This is a genomic window from Pedobacter sp. Leaf170 (assembly GCF_920984665.1).
Taxonomy (GTDB): domain Bacteria; phylum Bacteroidota; class Bacteroidia; order Sphingobacteriales; family Sphingobacteriaceae; genus Pedobacter.
In genome coordinates this window covers 334240-360041 of sequence record NZ_CAKLBP010000003.1, presented here as the reverse complement: position 1 = coordinate 360041, position 25802 = coordinate 334240, and the positions used below count along the sequence as shown (strand labels likewise).

The 25802-nt window shown below is 37.6% G+C and carries 17 protein-coding genes; 12 read left to right on the top strand and 5 right to left on the bottom strand.

All coding sequences use genetic code 11. The features are described from left to right. Positions 1-35 precede the first annotated feature (35 nt). The 8 genes from LUA90_RS10295 (at position 36) to LUA90_RS10260 (ending at position 10507) form a co-directional block, all read left to right on the top strand. On the top strand, positions 36-1280 hold the full coding sequence (locus LUA90_RS10295; protein ID WP_231490896.1) for a ribulose-bisphosphate carboxylase large subunit family protein: 1245 nt from the start codon (positions 36-38) through the stop codon (positions 1278-1280). Between the two features lie 4 nt (positions 1281-1284). After that, a complete protein-coding gene (locus LUA90_RS10290; protein ID WP_231490895.1) occupies positions 1285-2682 on the top strand; it encodes a four-carbon acid sugar kinase family protein in 1398 nt (465 codons plus the stop codon). Positions 2683-2703: 21 nt separating this feature from the next. After that, positions 2704-3369 carry an aspartate/glutamate racemase family protein gene (locus LUA90_RS10285; RefSeq protein WP_231490894.1) on the top strand — a complete coding sequence of 222 codons (666 nt, stop codon included), beginning with the start codon at positions 2704-2706 and terminating at the stop codon, positions 3367-3369. A gap of 4 nt (positions 3370-3373) precedes the next feature. Then, positions 3374-4669, top strand: a complete 1296-nt coding sequence (locus LUA90_RS10280) for a bile acid:sodium symporter family protein (RefSeq protein ID WP_231490893.1) — start codon at positions 3374-3376, stop codon at positions 4667-4669. Next, positions 4650-6089 (top strand): sialate O-acetylesterase, encoded by a 1440-nt coding sequence (locus tag LUA90_RS10275; protein ID WP_231490892.1) that lies wholly within the window; start codon positions 4650-4652, stop codon positions 6087-6089. Before LUA90_RS10280 ends, LUA90_RS10275 begins: the two co-directional genes overlap by 20 nt. Before the next feature lie 152 nt (positions 6090-6241). Further along, positions 6242-8476: a DUF5703 domain-containing protein gene (locus LUA90_RS10270; RefSeq protein WP_231490891.1), complete on the top strand. Its 2235-nt coding sequence runs from the start codon at positions 6242-6244 to the stop codon at positions 8474-8476. Between the two features lie 91 nt (positions 8477-8567). Further along, positions 8568-9356: an SDR family oxidoreductase gene (locus LUA90_RS10265; RefSeq protein WP_231490890.1), complete on the top strand. Its 789-nt coding sequence runs from the start codon at positions 8568-8570 to the stop codon at positions 9354-9356. A 137-nt stretch (positions 9357-9493) separates the two neighbouring features. Then, positions 9494-10507 (top strand): zinc-binding alcohol dehydrogenase family protein, encoded by a 1014-nt coding sequence (locus LUA90_RS10260; RefSeq protein WP_231490889.1) that lies wholly within the window; start codon positions 9494-9496, stop codon positions 10505-10507. Between the two features lie 1295 nt (positions 10508-11802). Here LUA90_RS10260 and LUA90_RS10255 read toward each other — a convergent pair. From LUA90_RS10255 to LUA90_RS10235, 5 genes are all read right to left on the bottom strand, one after another. Further along, entirely contained in the window at positions 11803-13503 is a 1701-nt protein-coding gene (locus LUA90_RS10255) for a sodium/solute symporter (protein ID WP_231490888.1), read from the bottom strand. A 17-nt stretch (positions 13504-13520) separates the two neighbouring features. Next, positions 13521-15011: an L-arabinose isomerase gene (gene araA / locus LUA90_RS10250; protein ID WP_231490887.1), complete on the bottom strand. Its 1491-nt coding sequence runs from the start codon at positions 15009-15011 to the stop codon at positions 13521-13523. A gap of 669 nt (positions 15012-15680) precedes the next feature. Beyond that, a complete protein-coding gene (locus LUA90_RS10245) occupies positions 15681-16382 on the bottom strand; it encodes an L-ribulose-5-phosphate 4-epimerase (RefSeq protein ID WP_231490886.1) in 702 nt (233 codons plus the stop codon). Further along, positions 16379-18079 carry a ribulokinase gene (locus LUA90_RS10240; RefSeq protein WP_231490885.1) on the bottom strand — a complete coding sequence of 567 codons (1701 nt, stop codon included), beginning with the start codon at positions 18077-18079 and terminating at the stop codon, positions 16379-16381. Before LUA90_RS10240 ends, LUA90_RS10245 begins: the two co-directional genes overlap by 4 nt. Before the next feature lie 372 nt (positions 18080-18451). Then, positions 18452-19483, bottom strand: a complete 1032-nt coding sequence (locus tag LUA90_RS10235; RefSeq protein WP_231490884.1) for a winged helix-turn-helix domain-containing protein — start codon at positions 19481-19483, stop codon at positions 18452-18454. 127 nt (positions 19484-19610) lie between these two features. Here LUA90_RS10235 and rhaT point away from each other — a divergent pair, with 127 nt between their 5' ends. The 4 genes from rhaT to LUA90_RS10215 all read left to right on the top strand — a co-directional run bounded on the left by rhaT (position 19611) and on the right by LUA90_RS10215 (position 25797). Beyond that, positions 19611-20705: an L-rhamnose/proton symporter RhaT gene (rhaT, locus tag LUA90_RS10230; protein WP_231490883.1), complete on the top strand. Its 1095-nt coding sequence runs from the start codon at positions 19611-19613 to the stop codon at positions 20703-20705. A 25-nt stretch (positions 20706-20730) separates the two neighbouring features. Then, positions 20731-22851 carry a bifunctional aldolase/short-chain dehydrogenase gene (locus LUA90_RS10225; protein ID WP_231490882.1) on the top strand — a complete coding sequence of 707 codons (2121 nt, stop codon included), beginning with the start codon at positions 20731-20733 and terminating at the stop codon, positions 22849-22851. Between the two features lie 262 nt (positions 22852-23113). Further along, complete coding sequence (locus LUA90_RS10220; protein WP_231490881.1) at positions 23114-24397, top strand: sugar isomerase; 1284 nt, start codon at positions 23114-23116, stop codon at positions 24395-24397. Between the two features lie 14 nt (positions 24398-24411). Next, positions 24412-25797: an FGGY-family carbohydrate kinase gene (locus LUA90_RS10215; protein ID WP_231490880.1), complete on the top strand. Its 1386-nt coding sequence runs from the start codon at positions 24412-24414 to the stop codon at positions 25795-25797. Positions 25798-25802 lie beyond the last annotated feature (5 nt).

Genomic DNA, 25802 nt, shown 5'->3' with positions numbered 1-25802 from the left:
TGAATCGCCTCGCAATGACGGCAAGAATAAAAATAATGGAAAGAATTACAGCAACATATTATATTGAAACACCGCTTGATTTAGAAAAGTCGGCTCAGGTTTTAGCTGGCGAACAATCTTCAGGTACTTTTATTGCCGTTCCTGGTGAAACTGAAGAGCTGAAAGCAAGATTTGCAGCTCGTGTAGAATCAATCGAAAAATTAGATAATTCAAGGCAACCATCAATTCCAAGTGTAAAGTTAAAGCCCGGAATTTATCAAAGGGCAATTATAAAAGTTTCCTGGTCGATAGAAAATTTTGGATACAATTTGCCTGTGCTTATCTCAACTTTACAGGGTAATTTATACGAATTAACTCAATTCACCGGCTTAAAATTAATGGATATTGATTTTCCAGATTCTTTTGCTAATGTTTTTAAAGGTCCGCAATTTGGGATTGACGGATGTAGGAAGTTAACGGATGTGAAAGGCCGGCCATTAATTGGAACCATCATTAAACCAAGTATTGGTATGAGCCCGGAGCAAACTGCCGAATTGGTGAAAACCCTGGCAGAAGCCGGTATCGATTTTATCAAAGATGATGAATTATTGGGCTCGTCGGCTAATTCTCCATTTGATAAACGTGTTGATGCGATTATGAGTGTGATTAATGATCATGCTGATAAAACTGGTAAGAAAGTGATGTACGCCTTTAATTTAAGTGATGAAATTGACCAAATGCAACGCAATTACGAAAAGATTGTAAAAAGCGGAGGCACTTCAGCAATGATTAGTTTAAATTGTGTTGGCTTGGCTGGTGTAAAAAAAATTAGCGATAATAGGGAATTAGCCATTCATGGGCATAGAAATGGCTGGGGAATGCTAAACAGGCATCCGCTTTTAGGTATCGATTTTCCGGCTTACCAAAAATTATGGCGCTTGGCAGGGGTAGACCAAATCCATGTTAATGGCATCCAAAACAAATTCTGGGAATCTGACGATTCTGTTGTAACCTCAATTGAATCGTGCTTAAAACCATTTTTAACTGGTTTTTCTGTATTGCCTGTTGTCTCTTCTGGGCAATGGGGCGGACAAGCTGTAGAAACTTACAGGCGTACCAAAACGGTCGATTTATTATATATGGCAGGTGGCGGAATTATGGCGCATCCAAGCGGTCCTGCTGGTGGCGTTATGGCTTTACAGCAGGCCTGGGAAGGCGCAGGTAATGGTCTGTCAGTTGAAGACACCGCAAAAAAATATCCAGAATTTAATCAATCAGTTTCCGTTTTTGGAAAAAAATAATTTCATGGAGCATACAGAAAATAACCGTTTATTGATTGCTTTTTATGGTGATGATTTCACTGGCTCGACAGATGCTTTGGAATTTTTGTGCAGAGCAGGAATTAAAACAATTTTATTTATTGATGTTCCATCAGCAAAACAATTAGCGCAATATCCGGGCATACAAGCCATCGGAATTGCCGGTATAACCAGGTCTTTATCTCCGAAAAATATGGAGGCTGTTTTAAAACCGACTTTCGAGGCTTTAAAACAACTCAACCCTATACATGTGCATTACAAAGTTTGCTCAACTTTTGATTCATCACCAACTATCGGGAGTATTGGCAAGGCCATTGATGTTGGTCAAAGCATATTTAATACCCCTTTTGTGCCTGTGGTTGTTGCAGCGCCTGCTTTAGGCAGGTATTGTTTGTTTGGTAATTTATTTGCCCGAATGGGGATTGGGAGTGATGGTGATATTTATCGTTTAGACAGGCATCCATCAATGCGTAAACATCCGGTTACGCCTGCGGATGAGAGTGATTTACGCCTGCATTTAGCAAAGCAGACGACTAAAAATATTGGACTTTTTAACATTATAAATCTTCATCAATTTGCCGGAAAGACATTATTTATGCCTGATTTTGCGGACAATGAAGTTGTTCTTTTCGATGCCCTGACAAATGATGATTTAAAGCCTATAGGTGAAATTATCGAAAGTCAGTCTACATCAGTAAATGTAGTTTTTTCTGTAGGTTCATCTGGTGTAGAAATGGCTTTAGGTTCATATTGGCGAGAAAAAGGTATTGTAAATAATGAAGCTTCCTGGCAGGAAATTAATATTTCAAAACCTATACTCGTTATTTCCGGGAGCTGTTCTCCGGTAACCTCACTACAAATTGAAAATGCAATAAATAGTGGTTTTGCCGAAGTTGGTATTGATACGGTTTCATTAGCTGAACAATATCATGCAGATTTTGAAATAGATGAAAATATCGAAATTGCTTATGCGGAAAAAGTTTCAAAACTTATTAAATCGGGAGAAAATGTTATTGTACATACAAGTTTTGGACATAATGATGTTAGGGTTATTGAAACTGATAAAATATTCAAAAGCAAATTATTAGATAAATCAATTGCATCAAAACTTTATGGAAAACTACTTGGCTCGATAGCTAAAATTGTTGCCAAACAAACCGATATAGAGCGTTTAATTATTGCCGGAGGAGATACATCAAGTTATGCGGCACGAGCTATGGAAATAGAGGCAGCGGAGATGATTTTACCACTTGCACCCGGAGCACCCCTTTGCATGGCAAGCTCAAAAAATAATGCGGTTAACAATTTACAAATCGTTTTTAAAGGCGGCCAGGTAGGTAAACCAGATTTTTTTATTCAGGCAGCAACAAATAATTTCAATTAAAAATTTAACAAATAACCAAATATGAAAACTAAAACCCTCGGACTTGTACATACCTCAGCTACGCTTGTGCCTGTATTTCAACAATTATGTTCAGTGCATTTGCCAAACGTTAACGTTTTTAATATAGTGGATGATAGCTTGATAAAAGATGTTATTGCTCGGAATGAACTCACAAAATTAACCGCCAGAAGAGTTGTAGATCATGTTGGTTCTGCTGCCTTAGCTGGTGCAGATTATATTTTGGTAACCTGCTCTTCAATTGGTGCAGCTGTAGAAGCTGCTGCAGAATTAACCGGTGTTCCGGTTTTGAGGGTAGACCAGCCAATGGCAGATTTGGCCGTACAATCAGGTAAAAAAATCGGTGTTATTGCAACTTTACCAACAACCCTCGGTCCAACAAGCGATTTGGTAAAACGCAGAGCTGCGGTAGCTGGTAAAGAAATCGAACTTACAGCTAAACTATGTGAAGGTGCATTTGAAGCTTTAATGGGAGGAAATCCTGAAAAGCATGATGAAATGGTTGCAACCGCTTTAAAAGTGCTTTCAACCCAAGTGGATGTTATTGTACTGGCGCAGGCATCCATGTCGCGTGTAGTAGATGGTTTGCAGGAGTCTGAGAGGAAAATTCCGATTTTAGCTAGTCCGGCGTTAGCTATACAGCATATTTCCACATTGTTAAAAGATTAGGGATATGCAAAATATCCGAAAAATCTGCCTGGTCATATCAGCTATTGCGTTTGCAGTATTGCTTTTTGGTTGTTTTACCAACAACGCAACTTATTGGCAGCCTGCTTCTGTTGTGTTGGCCGTAAGTTTTGCAATTGGCATTGGCGCAATAGAAAGCCTTAAGAACTACCAATACACCATGTGGATAATCGTCGCCGTTATTGCGGGAATGGTTTATCCCTCAGCATTTTTAAAATGGGGTAATTTTGATTTACGCAATAAGTGGCTGGTATTGGTTGTTGTGCAATTTGTAATGTTCGGCATGGGCATACAAATGGGTTTAAAAGATTTTTCTGGACTTGCAAATTCGGGTAGAGGAATAATTATTGGTTTACTTTGCCATTTTTCTATAATGCCCTTAATGGGTTTGTTACTGGTCAAAATATTCAATTTTGAACCTGAAATAGCGGCTGGAATTATATTAATAGGTTCTTGTTCAAGTGGTTTGGCTTCAAACGTAATGGTTTATATAGCTAAAGCAAACTTGGTGTTATCGGTTGCAGTTACGGCTATCGCAACCTTGGTTGCACCGATTATGACACCTTTATTGATGAAACTTCTAGCGGGAACTTTAATCGAAATCAAGTTTTTAAACATGATGATGGAGATTATTAAAATCGTTATTGTGCCTATTGGAGCAGCATTGGTTCACGATTATCTTAAAAAAGCAACACCTAAAGGAATTAACATTATAAAAGTTATTGTTGGCTTTAGCGTTGTATGGCTTGCCGCACTATATTTTGGTTTATGGAATAGTTTAGCCCAAAAATTACCTGAAGATGCCATGCATTCTGTTGAAATTTTCAGCTTTTTTGCTGGTGCAGTTTTGGTTGGTGTAATCTATCATCTGCTTACACTAAAAATTATGAATTTGGATGATTTAATGCCTTACGTTTCCATGTTTGGTATTGTTTACTTTACAACCGTAACAACAGCAGCAGGTCGCGATAATTTATTAAAAGTTGGCTTTCTGCTATTTTTAGCATCCGTTATTCACAATGGCGCAGGTTATTTATTTGGCTATATGTTAAGCCGGGCATTTGGTTTGGATAAAAAATCATCAAGGACGGTTGCTTTTGAAGTTGGCTTGCAAAATGGCGGAATGGCATCTGGCTTAGCAGGCGGAATGGGTAAATTAGGAACCGTTGGTTTGGCAGCAGCGGTTTTTAGTCCCTGGATGAATATCTCGGGTTCAATTTTAGCAAACTATTGGAGAAGAAAAGCAATAAAAGAAGAAGAAAATGAACATAAACTTGCATAAAATAATATTAAGCATCAGTTTAATAACCTTTGCACTTTTTTCAAATGCAACGGTAAAACCTGCTTCAATATTCACTAATCACATGGTTTTGCAGCAACAAAGTAAAGTTGCGATTTGGGGTTGGGCAAAACCATCATCAAAGTTAAAAATCATCACTTCGTGGAATAAAGAAAGCTATTCTGTAAATACCGATACGGAGGGAAAATGGAAGGTTAAAATAGCTACACCATCCGCCGGCGGACCATACACTATCGAATTTAACGATGGAGAAAAATTAATTCTATCAGACATTTTAATTGGCGAAGTTTGGTTTTGCGGTGGGCAATCAAATATGGAGTTGCCTATGAAAGGTTACAAAGGACAGCCGAATATTGGTAGTAATGAAGCCATCTTAAAATCTAAAAACCCCAATATTAGGTTGTATACAGTGCCCAGGTCTTCTATTACCGAAAAAAAAGATAATAGTAAAGCATCAGAATGGAAATTAAGTGAGCCAGAAGTTGTCGCAAATTTTAGCGCCACAGCTTACTATTATGGTAAACTATTGCATGAAATTTTAGATGTTCCGGTTGGCATAATTAACGATAGTTTTAGCGGTTCATCTATCGAAGCATGGATGTCGCCCGAGGATTTAAAACCTTTTCCTGAAATAAAAATACCATCTAAAACCGATTCAATAAAAGAAGTTAGCCGAACACCAACCACGCTTTACAACGGAATGTTATATCCGGTAATTGGTTATGGTATAAAAGGTGTAATCTGGTACCAGGGCGAATCCAATTATGAGCGGCCAGACCAATACGAAAACTTGTTTCCAGCAATGGTTTCGTCCTGGAGAAAAAATTGGGACATTGGAGAATTTCCTTTTTATTACGCCCAGATTGCACCCTATAATTACGCTCAGCTGGCACCATTTCATAAAGGTGGAAAATACAATTCTGCTTTTCTTAGAGATGCACAGCGTAAATCTTTATCAAAAATTCCGAACGCAGGGATGGCTGTTTTAATGGATATTGGTGAAGAAAATATGATTCATCCATCACGAAAAAAAGAAGGCGCAGAGCGATTAGCATATCTGGCTTTATCAGAAATTTATGGGGTTAAAGGTTTTAACGCAAAAAGCCCGCTTTACGAATCATTAACAATCGATAAAAATACGGCTGTTGTTAAGTTTAAAGATGTTGCTAATGGTTTAACTTCTTTCAGTAAACAATTATCTTTATTTGAAATTGCTGGCGCAGATAAGAAATTTTATCCCGCGAAAGCGGTAATAAAAGGGAGCAGTGTTGTCGTGTCTGCCGAAGAAGTTAAAAATCCGATAGCTGTGCGTTATGCCTTTAAGGATTTTGTCATTGGCGATTTATTCGGAAACGATGGCTTGCCGGTTTCATCATTCAGAACCGATGATTGGGATAATTAACTATATATCATTTTGAGGCATGAAGTAATCTCCATTATAGATTGCTTCGTGCCTCGCAATGACGAGAACCTTAAATAGAAACAAGGAATATAATGCCGAAAAACACGGTTTTCAAATATCTAAAATGCACAAGGAATGTAAAACTCTTCCTCGTGTTCTTCCTGTTTTTGTGGTTTATACAAACAACGCAAGCGCAAGAAAGCGTTATCTGGAATAGCCAGAGCAAAAATTCAGCTGAATCGATGCCGGTTGGTGGTGGCGATATCGGACTAAATTTATGGGTTGAAAAAGGAGCGGTTTACCTTTATTTATCGCGTAGCGGAACCTTTGATGAAAACAATACACTGCTAAAACTTGGTCGTGTAAAACTTAAATTTAGTTCTAACCCATTTGATGGAAAAACATTTAAGCAAGAGCTTGTTCTAAAGGATGGATACGCTCAAATTAATGGTTCAAAAATAAAGATTAAGGTATGGGTTGATGTTTTTAATCCGGTTGTTCATTTGGAAATAAAATCAAATCAAAAGATAATTACCGAAGCAAGTTACGAAAGCTGGCGTTATGAAGATAGAATAACAAAAGGCAAGGAGAATAATCAAAATTCATACAAATGGGCGCCACAAGGCATTGTTAAAACTACAAAAGATGAAATTGCATTTAAAAATAATGGCGTTCAATTTTTCCATAAAAATAAAGCAGAAACCGTTTTCGATGTTGCTGTTAAACAACAAGGGTTAGAAGATAGAAAAGCTGGGCTATTCAATCCGTTAAAAAATCTGGTTTTTGGTGGTTTAATGCAAGGAAAGAATATGATTCCGGCAGGTAATGAAGATGGAACATATTTGAACACGCCATTTAAATCGTGGAAATTAAAAAGCAAATCGCCAAGCCAATCACAGGAAATTACAATTGCTTTAAATACCAGCAAAGCTGATATCCAAAACTGGGAGCAAGAGCTAAAAGCAATTAAAACTAACTCAAATCAAAAAAATAGTTTGAAATGGTGGAATGATTACTGGCAAACAAGTTTTATTTACATCAATTCTAATAATGAAGCTGCAAACCAATCCTCAAAAAATTATCAATTATTTAGATATATGTTGGGTTGCAATGCTTTTGGTAAATACCCAACGAAGTTTAATGGCGGTTTATTTACCTACGATCCTCAACTTATAGATTCTACATTAAAATATACACCTGATTTTAGGAATTGGGGTGGCGGAACGCATACCGCTCAAAATCAACGTTTGGTTTATTGGCCAATGCTTAAAAGTGGCGATTTTGAAATGATGAAGCCACAGTTTGATTTTTATCTGGATTTATTGAAAAATGTAGAAATTAGAACTGAAGCCGCTTGGGGACATGATGGCGCAAGTTTTACCGAACAACTTGAAAATTTTGGCTTACCAAATCCTGCAGAATATGGCTGGAAACGTCCGGCTGATTATAATAAAGGTATGGAATACAATGCCTGGCTGGAGTATGAATGGGATACAGTGCTGGAATTTTGTATGATGATTTTAGAAACGGAAAGGTATGCTGGCAATAACATTGAAAAATATATTCCTTTAATTGAAAGTTCATTAACCTTTTTTAAAGAACATTACACCTATTTATCCAAGCAAAGAGGAGCAAAGGCTTTAGATGCTAATGGACATTTGGTTTTTTATCCTGGTTCAGCTGCCGAAACGTATAAAATGGCTTACAATTCTACCTCTACAATTGCCGCCTTAAAAACGGTTGTAGAAAGATTAATTCAGCATCCAACATTAACGCAGAACAAAAAGGCAGAATGGATGGAAATGCTTAAAACCATTCCGCCAATTAGCTTTAGGGAATTTAATGGCAAGCCTACAATAGCACCTGCAAAACTCTGGGAACGCATTAACAATACCGAAAGTCCGCAGTTGTATCCTGTTTACCCATGGGGGATTTATGGGATTGGCAAACCTGGTTTGGATACCGCAATTAATACTTTTAAATATGATACAGATGTTTTGAAATTTAGAAGTCACATCGGTTGGAAGCAGGATAATATTTTTGCAGCAAGATTAGGTTTAACAGATGAGGCCGCTAAATTTACAACTGAAAAATTAAAGGATTCTGGAAGAAGATTCTCGGCGTTTTGGGGGCCAGGTTTTGATTGGACACCAGACCATAATTGGGGCGGTTCTGGAATGATTGGCATGCAGGAAATGCTAATGCAGGTTGATGGAAAGAAGATTTATCTTTTTCCGGCATGGCCGAAAGAATGGAATGTGCATTTTAAATTACATGCACCATACCAAACTACAATAGAAGGTAAACTGAAAGATGGAAAATTAACGGATTTAAAAGTATTTCCCGAAGCGAGAAAGGCAGACTTAATAAATAAAATGATAGAGTGATAGAAGGATTGAATTAGAGATTGTTGGATAAAGATTTTGTTTAGCACATTCACTCATTCAAAATTCAATCATTCATTAATTAAAAAATGATATGGATTTAAATTTAAAAGAAAAGGTTATCGTAATTACTGGTGCTGCAAAAGGTATTGGAAGAAGCATTGCAGAGGTTTTTGCAAAGGAAAACGCAATTGCAGTTGTTGTAGGCAGAAAAGCTAATGATAATCAAATTGTTGTCGATTCAATTATTGAAAATGGTGGTAAGGCTGCACAATTTGTTGCTGAGTTATCAAACCCGGATGATTGCAAAAAGGTGATTGCAGAGATTGTAAGCCAATTTGGAAGAATTGATGGTTTGGTAAATAATGCGGGTGTAAATGACGGTGTAGGTTTAGAAAGTGGTAATTATGAAGATTTTATGGCTTCTTTGCATAAAAACGTAGTTCATTATTATTTAATGGCACATCATGCTTTGCCCGAGTTAATTAAAAATAAAGGTGCGATTGTGAATATTACTTCAAAAACTGCAGAAACCGGACAAGGGAATACATCAGCTTATGCCGCGGCAAATGGGGGTAGAAATGCCTTAACCCGCGAATGGGCTGTAGAATTGTTGAAATATGGTATCCGTGTAAATGCAGTTGTGGTGGCCGAATGCTGGACACCAGCCTACGAAACATGGATTGAAACCTTGCCAGATGCGCAAGCCAAACTGGATGAAATTACGGCTAAAATTCCTTTGGAAAATAGAATGACTACAGCTGAAGAAATTGCAAATATGACGGCCTTCTTAATGTCTGATAAATCGAGCCATACAACCGGACAAATCATTCACGTAGATGGTGGTTATGTGCATTTGGATAGAGCTTTAGCGAACGCGTAATTTTAAATATCTTAATTGGCGGTCGTCAATGCGAGGCACAAAGCAATCTCTCTTAGATTAACAATGAGATTGCTTCGTGCATCGCAATGTCGAAAATATTCACTCATTCTATCATCCAAAATTCAATCATTAAATAAATGAAAACCCTAACCTGTACAACACCTGGAACTTTTGAATATTCAGAAACCGAAAAACCCGAATTGAAAAAAGACCATGCAATTATAAAAATAAAGCGAATTGGCATCTGTGGAACTGATTTACATGCTTTTGAAGGTACACAACCATTTTTTAGTTATCCCAGAGTTTTGGGGCATGAGCTTTCTGGTGAATTAGTCGAAGCAGATGGCGCAACAGATTTTAAAATAGGAGAGGCGGTAACTTTTATTCCATATTTTAATTGTGGCGAATGTATTGCCTGCCGTATGAATAAACCAAATTGCTGTGTAAGAATGCAGGTTTGCGGTGTGCATGTGGATGGTGGCATGCGTGAGTATTTGCAAGTTCCATCGCGTACACTGTTACACGGAGAAGGTTTGAGCTATGATGAATTAGCACTGGTAGAGCCTTTGGCTATCGGCGCTCATGGCGTTCGCAGGGCTGATGTTCAAAAAGGAGAATTTGTATTGGTTATTGGTGCTGGTCCGATTGGTTTGGGTACTATGGAATTTGCCCGAATTGCAGGCGCAAATGTTATCGCTTTGGATATTAACAACGACCGATTAGCTTTCTGTAAAGAAAAACTTGGCGTTCAGCATATAATCAATGCCCTTTCGCTTGATGTTACAGAGCAATTAAGTAAAATTACAAATGGAGATATGCCTACGGTAGTTATCGATGCAACGGGAAACCAAAAGGCAATAAATAATGCCATTAATTACATGGCGCATGGCGCAAGATTTGTTTTAATCGGCTTGCAAAAAGGCGATTTAATTTTTAATCACCCAGAATTTCATAAAAGAGAATCTACATTGATGAGCAGTAGAAATGCTACTATCGAAGATTTTGAACATGTAATTAAATCAATGAAAGCCGAATTGGTAAATCCTACAAACTATATTACGCATCAGGTTAATTTTGATGAAGTGAAAGATAATTTCGAAAGTTGGTTAGACCCGAAGAATGGTGTGATTAAGGCAATGGTAAGTATATAGTGTCGCACAGATTACCATTTATCGTCATTCTCGCGTATGAGGGAATCTTAAAGCACATTTTGGTACAAGCGCTTTAAAATTCTCAATCAAATGGGGAATGATTAACGCCTCAAACTCAACACCACGTTATTGCGAGGCACGAAGCAATCTCTAAGCTATAGTTATTAAAATTCAATATATGAGGTTGCTTCGTGCCTCGCAATGACGAATGAGCAAGCACAGCAAAAATAGCATCATCAGCATTCTCGCGTATGCGGGAATGTTAGTGCATCGTTTAAATACATGCGCTTTAAAATTCCCAATTAAATTGGGAATGACGAAGGCCGCAAACCCAACACCACGTCATTGCGAGGCACGAAGCAATCTCTAAGTTATCGTTATTAAAATTTAATAATGGGATTGCTTCGTGCCTCGCAATGACGGATGGATAATCAAAAGTGAAAATAGCATCATCAGCAGTCTCGTATATGCGGAAAGGTTAATGCTTAGTTTAATATATGCGCTTTTAGATATCCAATTGAATTGGGAATGATTAACGCCTCAAACTCAACACCACGTCATTGCGAGGCACGAAGCAATCTCTAAGCTATCGTTATTAAAATTTAATAATGGGATTGCTTCGTGCCTCGCAATGACGGATGGACAATCAAAAGTGAAAATAGCATCATCAGCATTCTCGCGTATGCGTGAATGTTAATGCGTTGTTTAAATACATGCGCTTTAAGATTCCCAATTAAATTGGGAATGGCGAAGGCCGCAAACTCAACACCACGTCATTGCAAGGCACGAAGCAATCTCTAAGCTATCGTTATTAAAATTCAATAATGAGATTGCTTCGTGCCTCGCAATGACGAATGAGCAAGCAAAGCAAATATCATCATCAGCATTCTCGCGTATGCGGGAATCTTAAAGCACATTTTGGTACAAACGCTTCAAGATATCCAATTAAATTGGGAATGACGAAGGCCGCAAACTCAACACCAGGTCATTGCGAGGCTCGAAGCAATCTCTAAGCTATCGTTATTAAAATTCAATAATGAGATTGCTTCGTGCCTCTCAATGACGAATGAGCGAGCGAAGCAAAAATAGCATCATCAGCCTTCTCGCGTATGCGGGAATGTTACTCAACACCAGGTCATTGCGAGGCACGAAGCAATCTCTAAGCTATCGTTATTAAAAATTCAATAATGGAATTGCTTCGTGCCTCGCAATGACGAATGAGCAAGCAAAGGAAAAACAAAAAGGGCAATTTCTGATAAAGAAACTGCCCTTTTTCGTAATCATAATTATCCTGTCTACCAGAATTTCACATATATCAATGTAATCAACAATAAAGTAATTACAATTAATACCAATGTAGATGGTTCAACTTTAAACATCGATTTATCTAATTCAAAAGCTTTAGGATTTACTTTCGGACCTAATAAACTTAAGCTAACCATAACAATCATGGTAAACAAGAAAGATAAACCCATGCATATTAAAAATGGAATCTCATAAATGCCGTCTTTGTTTATATATGCGGTATACAAGAAATTCTCGTGTCCGAACCAGCTTGGTGCGTAGTTGTTAAATACTACAGAAAGCAAAAATCCGGTAACTAAACCTGCAATTGCTGCTGTACCTGTTGTACGTTTCCAAAACATACCCAAAATAAACATGGCAAAAACACCCGGACTAATAAAGCCGGTATATTTCTGGATAAAAGTGAAACCACCTTCACCACCAATGCCAAGCAAATCATCCCATGTGAGCGCAACAGATAATAATATTGCAAAGAAAATACTTAATCTACCAACTACAACTAATTTTTTATCGTCAGCATTTTTGTTAATATATTTTTTATAAATATCTAAAGTCCAGATAGTTGAAATACTATTTGCCTTACCGGCTAAAGATGCAACAATTGCTGCGGTTAATGCTGCTAATGATAAACCTTTTAATCCGTTAGGCAAGAAAGTTAATACAGCAGAATACGCATTATCTGCAATTACTTTACCATCTGGAGCCATTTCATGTTGTAGAGCCCCATTTCTGTGTAAAACATAAGCTGCAATACCCGGTAACATTACAATAATCGGCATTCCTAATTTTAAGAAACCTGCAAATAAAATACCTGTTCTGGCTGTTTTTAAATCTGCACCCAATGCCCTCTGTGTAATGTATTGATTACAACCCCAATAGTTAAGGTTAACAATCCACTGACCTGCAAAATACATAGCGATACCAGGTAAAGCCAGGTATTTATTAACGTATTCCTGAGATGAATTAGCTGTTGGCTTATCTAAAATCATTTTAAAATGATCAGGAGAATCCTTCATCAACATTTTAAAACCTGCAATTGCATCTTTACCTAAACCAAAGTGGTCACTCACCATGGTAAGCGCAATATATGTGGTAACTAAACCTCCGGCAATTAGTACAACTACTTGAATTACATCTGTAAAGCCAATTACCTTCATTCCGCCTAAAGTAATAATTAACGAAAAGGCAGCTAAACCAACTACGATGTATTTAAAATACATTGGATCTACCATGCTACTTATAGCAATAGAACCTAAATATAATATAGAAGTTAGGTTTACAAAAATGTACAAGAACAACCAGAAAATGGCCATTATTAAACTTACCGTTTCATTATACCTCGTTTGCAGAAACTGAGGCATCGTATAAATTTTATTCTTCAGATATACCGGAATAAACCAAACGGCCACAATAATTAAGGCAATTGCAGCTACCCATTCGTACGCAGCTACAGCCATTCCCACCTGGAAACCTTGCCCGCTCATTCCAATAAATTGCTCTGCAGAAATGTTTGATGCAATAAGCGAGGCGCCAATTGCCCACCATGTTAAAGAACCCTCAGCAAGAAAGAAGTCGTGACTCCCTGATGTAGCTTTATTTTTCTTACTACTGTAAATCCAATAGCCATAGGCAGAAATAAGGATGAAGTAGAAGATAAAAACGGTGTAATCAACCGTCGAAAATCTGTTCATAATTTAGTTTATTTTGGTTATTTATAAAAAACTTCGTTCCACTGAAGCTCGTTTCTGAATTGGTTTATTTTGGTTTCTGCACCAATATTTACGTATTCTAATCCGGCAATATTAGCAAAATCTGCCAAATGCTCGGTTGTTAAATTCTGACTGTAAGCCGTATGGTGTGCTCCACCTGCGTAAATCCATGCCGCACAACCTGTTTTCATATCCGGAAGCGGTTTCCACAATACACGAGCTACAGGTAAATTTGGTAACTCATTTTCAGTTTCAACGGCTTTAACCTCGTTAACTAATAAACGAAAACGGTTGCCCATATCAATTAATGATGCATTTAAAGCATCGCCGCTACCAACATTAAATACCAAACGAGCCGGGTCTGCTTTACCACCAATACCTAATGGATGAACCTCTAAACTTGCTTTTCCTTTTGCCAAAGAAGCATCAACTTCTAACATGTGCGAACCCAAAACCATTGCATTTGCCGGGTCGAAATGATAGGTATAATCTTCCATAAAGGCATTACCACCTGGCAAACCAGCACCCATAACTTTGCAGGCACGTACCAAAGCGGCAGTTTTCCAATCACCTTCGCCTGCAAAACCATAGCCATCGGCCATTAATCTTTGCGCAGCAATTCCTGGTAATTGAACCATACCGTGCAGGTCTTCAAATGTATCAGAAAAACCCTTAAAATTTCCATCCTCTAAAAATTTTCTTAAACCTAATTCAATTTTAGCTGCTTCATAAACCGAAGCATGTCTTTCGCCACCAGTTTTTAAGTCAGCACTCATTTCATAAGTTTCTTCGTATTCTTTCAATAAGTTTTGAATTGCATCTTCACTTATCGAATTAATAACCGCTACTAAATCGCCAATGCCATAGGTATTAACAGCAAAACCAAATTTCATTTCAGCTTCTACTTTATCGCCATCTGTTACCGCAACATAACGCATATTATCGCCAAAGCGAGCAAATTTTGCGCCTTGCCAATCGTGCCAACCAGCAGCAGCTCTGGCCCAAACATCAATTTGTTTGGCAACATCTTCATCTTGCCAATGCCCAACCACAACCTTACGGTCTTTACGCATACGCGATACCATAAACCCAAATTCTCTGTCGCCATGCGCACTTTGGTTAAGGTTCATAAAATCCATGTCAATCGTATTCCATGGAATATCGCGGTTAAACTGAGTGTGTAAATGCAACAAAGGTTTTTGCAAAACATTTAAACCTCTAATCCACATTTTTGCAGGCGAAAATGTGTGCATCCAGGTAATTACACCAATACAATTTTCGTCGATATTGGCTTGCTGCAAAGTCTCAAAAATCTCTTCGGTAGTTTTAACTATTGGTTTGTAAACTACTGTTACCGAAATTTCTTTATTTGCACTTAACGATTTTGCAACTTCTTCTGCATGTTCTGCAACTTGTTTTAAGGTTTCCTCACCATATAAATGTTGCGTACCGGTAATAAACCAAACTTGTAACTTTTTTAAATCAATCATTGCTGTTATATTATTTTTTGTTTCTCTTCTATGGTTTGTATTTCCACAGATAATTTTTATTTTTTTTTGAAAAGCAGGCTCGGTTTTATTGGTTCCGATAGCCCTGCCTGCGGTAGGCAGGCTTTCCGTTTTACTCAGCCGATGAAAAATCGGCTTTCGTGCTCACTGCAATCAGGTTTATTTTACTTATGTAAATCGTTCAACCTTAAACCCGATATCTTAAACTGTCAGTCTGAGCTTGTCGAAGACCTTTATTTAAATGCTTAGACAAGCTCAGACTGACAACTTTAAGCTTCATGTCTTTAAAGAGCGATGATTTAGTACGGTTCTAATTTCATCTTTTCAATTTGGTTATTTTACTTAAGTTAACCATTCAACCCTAAACGCGACAGTAGCGAAAATCCTTTTTGTAGATCCTTCGACAAGCTCAGGATGACAGTAACAAAAAGATTGTAGCAAATGGCGGGACTGCTTTTCCCTAAGTATTACTACAATTGCTTTTCAAATTATTTTAATCTTTACTCTGTTTTTTTCGTTGGGTGAGAAGACTAACCAATTGGACAAATTTATCTTTATACTTGCCGCAACCCAGGAATTTGCTGTCATACTGAGGAACGAAGTATCTGCAACCTATAAAACAGATGCTTCGTGCCTCAGCATGACAAAAAATTATTCTTGCCCATAATATGCATCAGTTCCGTGTTTGCGGTCGTAATGCTTTTTAATAAGCGAATCTTTCAGTTTTGGTGCTTGGTGGTTGATTTGCTGCGTAAGCAAAGCCATTTGAGCAACCGCTTCCAACACGGCACTGTTGTAAACCGCTTTGTCGGCAGTTTTGCCCCAGGTAAAAGGAGCGTGGTTGCCAACCAGAATCATCTCTACTTCTTTGTGGCTTAAGCGCAAATTTTTAAAGTGGTTCATAATCTGGAAACCGGTTTCGTACTCGTAATTACCTTTAATCATTTCATCGTCCATAGGTGGTGCACATGGAATATCAACTGTTAAATGGTCTGCATGTGTAGTTCCAAAAATCGGAATTGCCTTTTGCGCCTGTGCCCAAGCCGTTCCGTAGGTAGAATGTGTATGTACAATTCCGCCAACATCTTCCCAGTGTTTATATAAAACTGCGTGGGTTTTGGTGTCAGATGATGGTCTTAAACTTCCTTCAACTGTATTACCATCAAAATCTACAATCACCATTTTTTCTGGTGATAAATCTTCGTAAGGAACACCGCTTGGTTTTATGGCGAAAACGCCTTTATTTCTATCAGCAGCGCTTACATTTCCGAAAGTAAACAATACCAAACCTAATTTTGGCAATTGCATATTTGCGGCATAGGCCTGCTCTTTTATATCTTGATAGTTGCTCATGATATATATGGTTTTACATCCTTCTTGTTGTATTTTTCGAGGTATCTGCCTAAGCCTAAATATTGCTGATAGTGCTGACGGTAAAGCTTTTGAGTTTTGATATTTGGCTTATATTCCTTTTCAAATCCGGTTCCCATTGCATTCATAGCAGTTTCTACATCAGGGTAAAGGCCGGCCGCTACCGCTGCAAACATGGCCGCACCTAATGCACAAGTATGCTCAAAACGGTGTATACGAATTGGCATTTCTAATACGTCAGCCATCATTTGCATAATATAAGGCGATTTTTTAGCAACGCCACCAATGCCAATAATGCCTTTAACCGGAACACCTTCATCTTTAAATCTTTCTACAATGGCTTTGGCACCAAAACAAGTAGCGGCGGCTAAAGCTCTGAAAAACCTTGGCGCATCTGTACCCAAACCTAAACCGGTTATTGCACCTTTTAACTCCTGATTTGCATCTGGCGTTCTTCTTCCGTTTAGCCAATCAATTGCTAACTCTGCGTAATCTTCGTTTGGTAATTCTGCAGCTTGTTTGCTTAGTGTAGCTATAATTTTATGTTCAAGTTCTTCTTTTAACGCAATTGCTGTTTGCTCATCAATTAAGCTAGATTCGGTTAATAAATTATCGAGTGGCCAGCTAATCAGTTTTTTAAACCATGCATAAACATCTCCAAAAGCCGATTGACCTGCCTCTAAACCTGCCATGCCCGGAATAACGGAGCCGTTAACCTGTCCGCAAATACCGTTAATTAACTTGCCTTCCATATCTGTGTTGGGTGCAACAAGAATATCGCAGGTACTTGTGCCCATAACCTTGCTAAGGTAATAAGGCTCAATTTGCCCTCCCACAGCGCCCATGTGCGCATCAAAAGCACCTACACCGATTACAACACTGGTACTTAAACCCAATTTTTCAGCCCATTCGGGACTTAAATTACCAGCTGATACATCTGATGTATAAGTATCTGTAAAAAGTTTATCGCGGAAACCTTTAAGTACAGGATCTAAAGATTGAAAGAAATTTTCAGGCGGAAGTCCATTAAATTCTTCAGCCCATAAAGCTTTATGCCCGGCAGCACATCGACTGCGTTTCATTTCCTTTACATCGGTATTTCCGCAAAGTAAAAATGGAATCCAATCGCAATGCTCAACCCATGAAACGGTACTGTTTTTAATTTGTTTATCGGTTCTTAATATGTGAAGTAATTTTGCCCAAAACCATTCAGACGAATAAGTGCCACCAACGTATTTTAGGTAGTTTACATCAAATTTTTTAGCGTGATTGTTAATTTCTGCAGCTTCTTTAACCGATGTATGGTCTTTCCATAACACGAACATTGCATTTGGATTTTCGGAAAATTCTGCCTTCAAAGCTAATGGAGTGCCAGTTTCATCTACCGCAACCGGGCTTGAACCTGTAGTGTCTACAGATATTCCTTTAACAAGTGCAGCGATAGAATCTCCGCCCGCCTTCGAAATACAATCTTTAATGGTATGGGTTAATCCTTCAATATAATCCAAAGGATGTTGTCTGAATTGGTTAAGTGATGGTTTACAATATAAACCTTTCTGCCATCTTGGATAAAGAAAAACGGAAGAAGAAATTTCCTTTCCGTTGGCGGTATCAACCAAAACCGAACGGACAGAATCTGTCCCGTAATCTACACCGATTACATAGTTTGCTGTGCTCATAACAATAAATAAATGTCTAATTAACGTTTATTTATTTACAATTAAAAATTTTTAATGTGTTTTTAACATTGTTAAATTTCAACATCTGTAATGGAAGGTGTTTGAGGCTTATTCTCCCGCAGATTAAAAAGGATAAGGTTCGCAGATTTTCGCGGATAAGGAAAAAAAGGAAAAAATCATTTTAAGTTTGCTATAGAAATCAGCGTAAATCTGTGTAATCGAAGGACGGTTTACCTGCTTATTCTTCCGCAGATTTAAAAAGATAAGGTTCGCAGATTTTCGCGGATGAGGAAAAAAGAAAAAAATCATTTTAAATCTGCGAAAGAAATCTGCGTAAATCTGCGGGAAAACTCATACGCTTCTCTACAAAATCTATAACGACTTTCTCAAATTCAAATAAAACGGAACCTGAACTTTACCTACAATATTATTTAAAATGCAATTCGCGGTTTCGGTGCCTAACATGGCAAAATCAGTAGAAATTGTGGTGATGCCATTCAATATGATTCTTTTCAAGGGTGTTTCATTGTAAGAAATTACCCCAACATCCTGGCCTACTTCCAGTTTTTGTGAAATAATCTTTTCGATAAGATAAACCAAATCATCTTCCATCAAGCTTATATAAACTTCGCCTTCATTAATTGCTTCATCAGCAATTTTATCTACTACCTTGGGTTCAAATGCATATTGCTGACAAAATCTGTAAAAGCCATCTAATATTTCTCTGGGAAAATAACTTCCCTTTGGGAAAATAATTTTTAAAGTATTGTATTTTGAAAGCGGTGTGAGCGCCTGTTCTAAAGCATTGTAAATATCAAGTGCAAAATTTTCATAAACTGCAGCGTAATCACCCGAAATTCCTGGCAGCAACTTATCTAAAATTATTAATTTTTCCCTTGGGATTGTATTAATAATATCTTGAGCCTTCTCATCGCCTTCGTTAAAATGTGGAATAATTACATAATGAGTGTAATCATCTTTTTTTGCGTTTAGTAAGCTTCTGAAAAGTGTAAAATCATTGTTATAAACGTATAAATCTATTGCTGCACTTTCACCAATCGCTTTACTAAACGAATCGTAAATGATTTTTTTGTGCGTGCTAAGCTTGTTAAAAAGCAAGCAGATTTTAAGTTTTCTGGAAAAATCTGTGTTAATTACAAAATAGCCTTTTCCCGGAATCGACTCAATTACACCTAATTTACGCAGCCTTCTGTAACCTTTTTCGGCCGTATCTCTCGATATTTCTAAAGCAAAACTCAACTCATTTATCGAGGGTAAAAGGTTGCCTTTTTCAATTTTGCCGATTTCTATTGCATACAAAATTGCATTAACTAACTGCTTATATTTTGGGGTTGCAGAATATTCATCAATAATAATGTGACTTAATAAATCTTCAGATTTCACGGTTTCGGCCTTATATTTCCCAAATATAGCAAACACATTCTTATTTAACCGTAACTGCCATAACAGTACATAACAGTTAAGTTTGAATCTATCTATACATTCGAAAACCAAATATAAAACCAGTTTTATGCAAGCAATTTTAGGTGTAATATTCCATTTTATCGGCGGTTTTGCCTCCGGCAGTTTTTATATCCCTTATAAAAAAGTTAAAGGCTGGGCCTGGGAAAGTTATTGGATAGTTGGCGGAATATTTTCGTGGTTAATTGTTCCGCCTTTGGCAGCATTTTTAACCATTCCAAACTTTACCGACATTATTGCCAGCACAAGCGGGAGTATTTTATGGCTAACTTATTTCTTCGGCATATTGTGGGGAATTGGCGGTTTAACATACGGTTTGGGCGTTCGGTATTTAGGCGTTTCGTTAGGTAGTAGCATCATTCTGGGCCTTTGTATGGTGCTCGGCTCAATTTTACCATCAATTTATTTCGATTTTTTCCCTCAGGAAGGTAAAGATATTTTCAGCATGTTTATCCATACAGATTGGGGAAGAATGGTTCTTCTGGGTTTGCTTGTTTGTGTTATTGGTATTATTATTTGCGGCAAAGCCGGGATGATGAAAGAGAAAGAGATAAAAGCCGATGTTACAGACCCGCATGGTATGGAGGTAAAAACCGAATTTAAGTTTGGTTTGGGTTTATTTGTTGGAATTGTGTCTGGCGTTTTAAGTGCCTGCTTTAATTTTGGTATTGAGGCCGGAAAACCAATGGCTGATGCAGCAAATGAAATCTGGAAAGCCGCAAATCCATCAGAAACAGGAAATTTTCTCTTCCAAAATAATGTAACGTATGTGGTTGTGCTTTGGGGTGGCTTAACAACAAACTTTATATGGTGTATGATTTTAAATGCCAGAAATAAAACTTTTGGCGATTATACCAAAGCAAGTACGCCACTATTAAAAAATTATATTTTTTCGGCATTAGCCGGAACAACCTGGTTTTTACAATTCTTTTTTTACGGTATGGGCGAAAGTAAAATGGGTAATGGTGCCAGCTCATGGATATTACACATGGCCTTTATCATATTAATTGCCAACGTTTGGGGCTTAATATTAAAAGAATGGAAAGGCGTATCTAAGAAAACGATGATGACTATCCTTGCCGGTATTTTAACCATTATTGTATCCGTTCTGATTGTTGGCTATGGTAATTCAATTAAAGCATAAAATTTAAAAATAAATATATACTACAATGTCAGTAGATACTAAAAATTATAAACACGTTAGTTACTTATGGAACGAGGAAGAAGCCGCTAAACTGGCTGGAGATGAAGTTGCATTGCTTATTTATCGTTCAAACTTATTAGGTGCCGATTTACGTTTAACCAATTATGGCGGCGGAAATACTTCCTGCAAGTTGTTAGAAAAAGACCCATTAACAGGTTCGGAAACTGAAGTAATGTGGGTTAAAGGCTCTGGTGGAGATTTAGGAACACTTAAAAAAAGTGGTTTAGCTGCCCTTTATGTGGATAGATTAAGAAGCTTAAAAAATATTTACCGTGGAGTAGAACATGAAGATGAAATGGTGGAATTGTTTAATCACTGTATCTTCGATTTAAGCTCAAAAGCGCCATCTATCGATACACCTTTACATGGCTTTTTACCATTTGCACATATCGACCACTTACATCCGGATGCTGCAATTGCAATTGCTGCTGCAAAAGATGGTAAAAAAATTACTGAAGAATTATTTGGGGGCACAATTGGTTGGGTGGAGTGGAAAAAACCAGGATTTGAGTTAGGCTTAACATTGAAAAAATGTTTAGACGAAAATCCGAGCATTCGTGGTATTATGTTGGGTTCTCATGGTTTATTTACCTGGGGCGATACCGCTTACGAAAGTTATGTAAATACTTTAGATGTTATCGAAATTTGCTCAGCTTATCTTGAAGAAAACTACGGCAAAAAAGCTCCGGTCTTTGGCGGACAGAAAATAGCTAGTGCTGAGGCCGATAAGCGTAAAAAACAAGCTGCAACTTTAGCACCGATTTTACGTGGTTTATGTTCTTCTAAACAACACATGATTGGTCATTTTACTGATGATGTTCGGGTATTGGAATTTATTAATTCGAATGATTTATCCCGACTTGCGCCAATGGGTACAAGTTGTCCGGATCACTTTTTAAGAACTAAAATCAGTCCTTTGGTTTTAACTTTAGCACCTGATGCAGATTTATCGAATACAAAAGCTTTAAAAGAAACTTTGGAGCCTGCTTTTGAGGCTTATAGAAAAATGTATACCGATTATTATGAAAACTGCAAGCATTCAAATAGTCCGGCGATTCGTGATACCAATCCGGTTGTAATTTTATATCCAGGTATTGGCATGTTTACTTTTTCGAAAGATAAACAAACCGCCCGCGTTGCTGCCGAATTTTACACCAATGCAATTAACGTAATGAAAGGTGCGGAAGCGGTTTCTGAATACACTTCGTTACCACATCAAGAAGCTTTCAACATAGAATACTGGTTGCTAGAAGAAGCGAAACTTCAGCGTATGCCGAAACCAAAACCTTTAACCGGTAAAATTGCCTTAATTACAGGTAGTGCAGGTGGTATTGGTAAAGCTATCGCGAAAAAGTTTGTTGCTGAAGGTGGTGTAGTGATTTTAAACGACATGAACGCCGAACGTTTGGAAGCAGCCGGAGAGGAGTTTAAAGCGCAGTTTGGTAAAGACTCTTACGCAACGGCGATTTTAAATGTAACCAGCGAAGACGATATTAAAGCTGCTTTTGATGCTGCAGCATTGGCTTTTGGTGGTGTAGATATTATTGTAAACAATGCAGGTTTATCCATTTCAAAAACCATTGCCGACCATACCGAAAAAGACTGGGATTTACTTTATGATGTTTTAGTTAAAGGCCAGTTCTTTATTACACAAGCTGCTACAAACACCATGCAAAAACAGGCGATTGGTGGCGATATCATCAACATTGTTAGTAAAAATGCTCTAGTTAGCGGACCGAATAACGCAGGTTACGGAAGTGCTAAAGCTGCACAACTTCATTTAAGCAGATTAAATGCAGCAGAACTTGGTGCAGATAACATCCGTGTTAATGTAGTAAATCCTGATGCTGTAATTAGCGATAGTAACATTTGGGCAGGCGGCTGGGCTGAAGGCCGTGCAAAAGCTTATGGTATAACTGTTGCTGAATTGCCCGCTTATTATGCAAAACGTACTTTGTTAAATCAAATTATTTTGCCTGATGATATTGCAAATGCATGTTTCGCCTTTGTTGGTGGCTTATTGCATAAATCAACAGGAAACGTTTTAAATGTTGATGGCGGTGTTGCTATGGCATTTGTAAGATAGATTTTCAAAGTGTTTTGAAAATACTGAGTTCACTGCAAGCCTTGGTCTGTGTCTTCACAGGCCAAAACAGGGAAAATATAATCGGCTTGTGTCATCACAGACTGATAAAGTTCTTTAATTTAGTTTTAGTAAGTTGTTTCAAGTGCCCGTAGCTCATTGCGGGCCGAAATAACTTTTAAAATGATTAATTTTCACCACGGGTGAAATAAAATAATACATTAACCTAACCTCAGTTTTTTAAAACTGTATAACCGAATAAATAATGAATATTGAGCAGAACCATATAGAAAAACACAATGATGCCCTTTTAACCTCGCATCAGCGTAAGCTTAATTTTTTAAAAGAAGAATGGAGTCATGTTGATTTAGAAAGCGTCATCCAGAAATTGGTCGATTTTCAAATTGCCATACCGAGTTGGGCATTAGGTACCGGTGGAACTCGTTTTGGTCGTTTCGCAATAACGGGCGGTGAGCCAAGAACAATAGAAGAAAAGATTGAAGACGTTGGTTTGCTACATGCCTTAAATGGTGCAAGTGGCGCAATATCTTTACACATACCCTGGGATATTCCTCAAAATGCAGAGGCATTAAAAAGCCTTGCAAGTAGCTATGGCTTAACTTTCGATGCAATGAATTCGAACACCTTTCAAGACCAGGCCGGAAGTGCGCATAGTTACAAATTTGGTTCACTTCAAAATGTAAACAAGGCTGTTCGTAAACAGGCAATTGAACATAATATTGAAGTAATTAAGCAGGGCGTTGCATTAGGTTCAAATGCTTTAACTGTTTGGCTTTCAGATGGTTCTTGCTTTCCTGGTCAGCTCAATTTTCGTAAGGCATTCGAAAATACCCTCGAAAGTTTAGAAGAAATTTATTCGGCTTTGCCAGATGATTGGAAAATGTTTGTTGAATATAAAGCTTTCGAGCCTAATTTTTATTCAACAACTGTTGGAGATTGGGCTCAATCGTTACTTTACGCTAATAAATTAGGCAGTAAAGCATATACTTTAGTTGATTTAGGGCACCATTTACCCAACGCAAATATTGAGCAAATTGTTGCTCTACTTTTAATGGAAGGCAAGTTGGGTGGTTTCCACTTTAATGATTCGAAATACGGTGATGACGATTTAACTGCGGGTAGCATTAAACCATATCAATTGTTCTTAATTTTTAACGAACTGGTTGAAGGTATGGATGCGAAGGGAATGAATCATGCAAAAGATTTAGGATGGATGATTGATGCTTCGCATAACGTTAAAGATCCTCTGGAAGATTTATTGCAATCTGTTGAAGCCATTACGATTGCCTACACACAGGCATTGTTGGTGGATAGAAAAAGCCTGAATGCTGCGCAATATAACAACGATGTTGCTGCTGCGCAGGAAATTCTTCAGCATACTTTCCGTAGCGATTTAAGGGCTTTGGTTGCCGAATCAAGGTTAAGAACCAATGCAGCGCTATCGCCAATTGGTTTATATCGCGATCTAAAAGTTAGAGAAAATTTAGTTAAACATCGTGGTTTAGGAACGGTGGCAACAGGTTTATAAGAGGAGAATAAAAAATGCCAAAAACTGTTGCAGCCATATTTGATGTAGGAAAAACCAATAAAAAATTGTTTCTAATCGATGAAAATTACAACATCGTTTATGAGCGATCGGCTCGTTTTGTAGAAACAAAAGATGAAGATGGCGAGGTTTGTGAAAATCTTGAAAGTCTGCGTTCGTCGGTATTTGATTCGCTTAATCAGGTTATGCAATTAAAGGAATACGATATTAAAGCGATTAACTTTTCATCTTATGGAGCAAGTTTTGTTTACCTGGATGAAAATGGAGAGCCTTTAACTCCACTTTACAATTATTTAAAAGAATATCCTGAAACTTTAAAACAAGAGTTTTATGCCAAATATGGCGGTGATGCAAAAATTTCATTAGAAACCGCTTCCCCGATTTTAGGAAGTTTAAATTCGGGATTGCAATTGTATCGCCTGAAAAAGGAAAAACCAGAGGTATTTGCTAAAATAAAGTATGCGCTTCATTTACCTCAGTATTTAAGTTATTTAATCTCAAAACAAGCAGTTGCAGATATTACCAGTATTGGTTGCCATACCCATCTGTGGGATTTTGCTAAAAATGAATACCACCAATGGGTTTTTGATGAAGGTTTAGAAGAAAAATTTGGTGCTTTTACACCTGCGGATGCTGTTCTTGATGCCAAATTTGAAAGTCTTGATGTTAAGGTTGGTGTTGGTTTGCACGATAGTTCGGCAGCCTTAATTCCATATCTGGCAAATTTTTCGGTGCCCTTTATTCTACTTTCTACCGGAACCTGGTGCATTAGTTTAAATCCATTTAATCAGGAAGTTTTAACAGAAGAGGAATTGAAACAGGATTGCCTTTGTTACATGCATTTTAAAGGCAAGGCAGTAAAGGCTTCGCGTATTTTTGCCGGTTACGAACATGAAGTACAACTGAAAAGAATTGCCGAACATTTCGACCGAGCCGCTTATTTATTTAAGCACCTACAATTTAATCCGGGTATGATTTTAAAACTGGCAAATAAGGTTCCTGAAAATCAAATACCTCAAACAGCGTTTTCTGAAAAGTCAGCTTTTGCTGAACGTGATTTAAATCTTTTCCAAACGGCCGAAGAAGCTTATCATCAATTAATATTCGACCTGGTTAAACAACAGCTTTATTCTTTAAAACTTGTACTAAACTCAGGCGTAAAAAGAATTTTTGTTGATGGCGGTTTCGGTAAAAATGCCATTTACATGCACTTGCTTGCAACTTCTATTCCAGATATTGAAGTTTATGCTTCATCTGTATCTCAGGCAACTGCCATTGGTACAGCATTGGCCATTCACGATTCCTGGAATTCAAATCCGCCACCAAGTGATATCATTCAATTAAAATATTATTCTGCCATACAACGCAGCATGCAATTCTAAAATAT

Excerpts from the sequence above, each read along its gene's own strand:
- LUA90_RS10295 (WP_231490896.1), top strand. The coding sequence starts at position 36 with ATGGAAAGAATTACAGCAACATATTATATTGAAACACCGCTTGATTTA.
- LUA90_RS10290 (WP_231490895.1), top strand. The coding sequence starts at position 1,285 with ATGGAGCATACAGAAAATAACCGTTTATTGATTGCTTTTTATGGTGAT.
- LUA90_RS10285 (WP_231490894.1), top strand. The coding sequence starts at position 2,704 with ATGAAAACTAAAACCCTCGGACTTGTACATACCTCAGCTACGCTTGTG.
- LUA90_RS10280 (WP_231490893.1), top strand. The coding sequence starts at position 3,374 with ATGCAAAATATCCGAAAAATCTGCCTGGTCATATCAGCTATTGCGTTT.
- LUA90_RS10275 (WP_231490892.1), top strand. The coding sequence starts at position 4,650 with ATGAACATAAACTTGCATAAAATAATATTAAGCATCAGTTTAATAACC.
- LUA90_RS10265 (WP_231490890.1), top strand. The coding sequence starts at position 8,568 with ATGGATTTAAATTTAAAAGAAAAGGTTATCGTAATTACTGGTGCTGCA.
- LUA90_RS10260 (WP_231490889.1), top strand. The coding sequence starts at position 9,494 with ATGAAAACCCTAACCTGTACAACACCTGGAACTTTTGAATATTCAGAA.
- LUA90_RS10255 (WP_231490888.1), bottom strand. The coding sequence starts at position 13,503 with ATGAACAGATTTTCGACGGTTGATTACACCGTTTTTATCTTCTACTTC.
- araA (WP_231490887.1), bottom strand. The coding sequence starts at position 15,011 with ATGATTGATTTAAAAAAGTTACAAGTTTGGTTTATTACCGGTACGCAA.
- LUA90_RS10245 (WP_231490886.1), bottom strand. The coding sequence starts at position 16,382 with ATGAGCAACTATCAAGATATAAAAGAGCAGGCCTATGCCGCAAATATG.
- LUA90_RS10240 (WP_231490885.1), bottom strand. The coding sequence starts at position 18,079 with ATGAGCACAGCAAACTATGTAATCGGTGTAGATTACGGGACAGATTCT.
- rhaT (WP_231490883.1), top strand. The coding sequence starts at position 19,611 with ATGCAAGCAATTTTAGGTGTAATATTCCATTTTATCGGCGGTTTTGCC.
- LUA90_RS10225 (WP_231490882.1), top strand. The coding sequence starts at position 20,731 with ATGTCAGTAGATACTAAAAATTATAAACACGTTAGTTACTTATGGAAC.
- LUA90_RS10220 (WP_231490881.1), top strand. The coding sequence starts at position 23,114 with ATGAATATTGAGCAGAACCATATAGAAAAACACAATGATGCCCTTTTA.
- LUA90_RS10215 (WP_231490880.1), top strand. The coding sequence starts at position 24,412 with ATGCCAAAAACTGTTGCAGCCATATTTGATGTAGGAAAAACCAATAAA.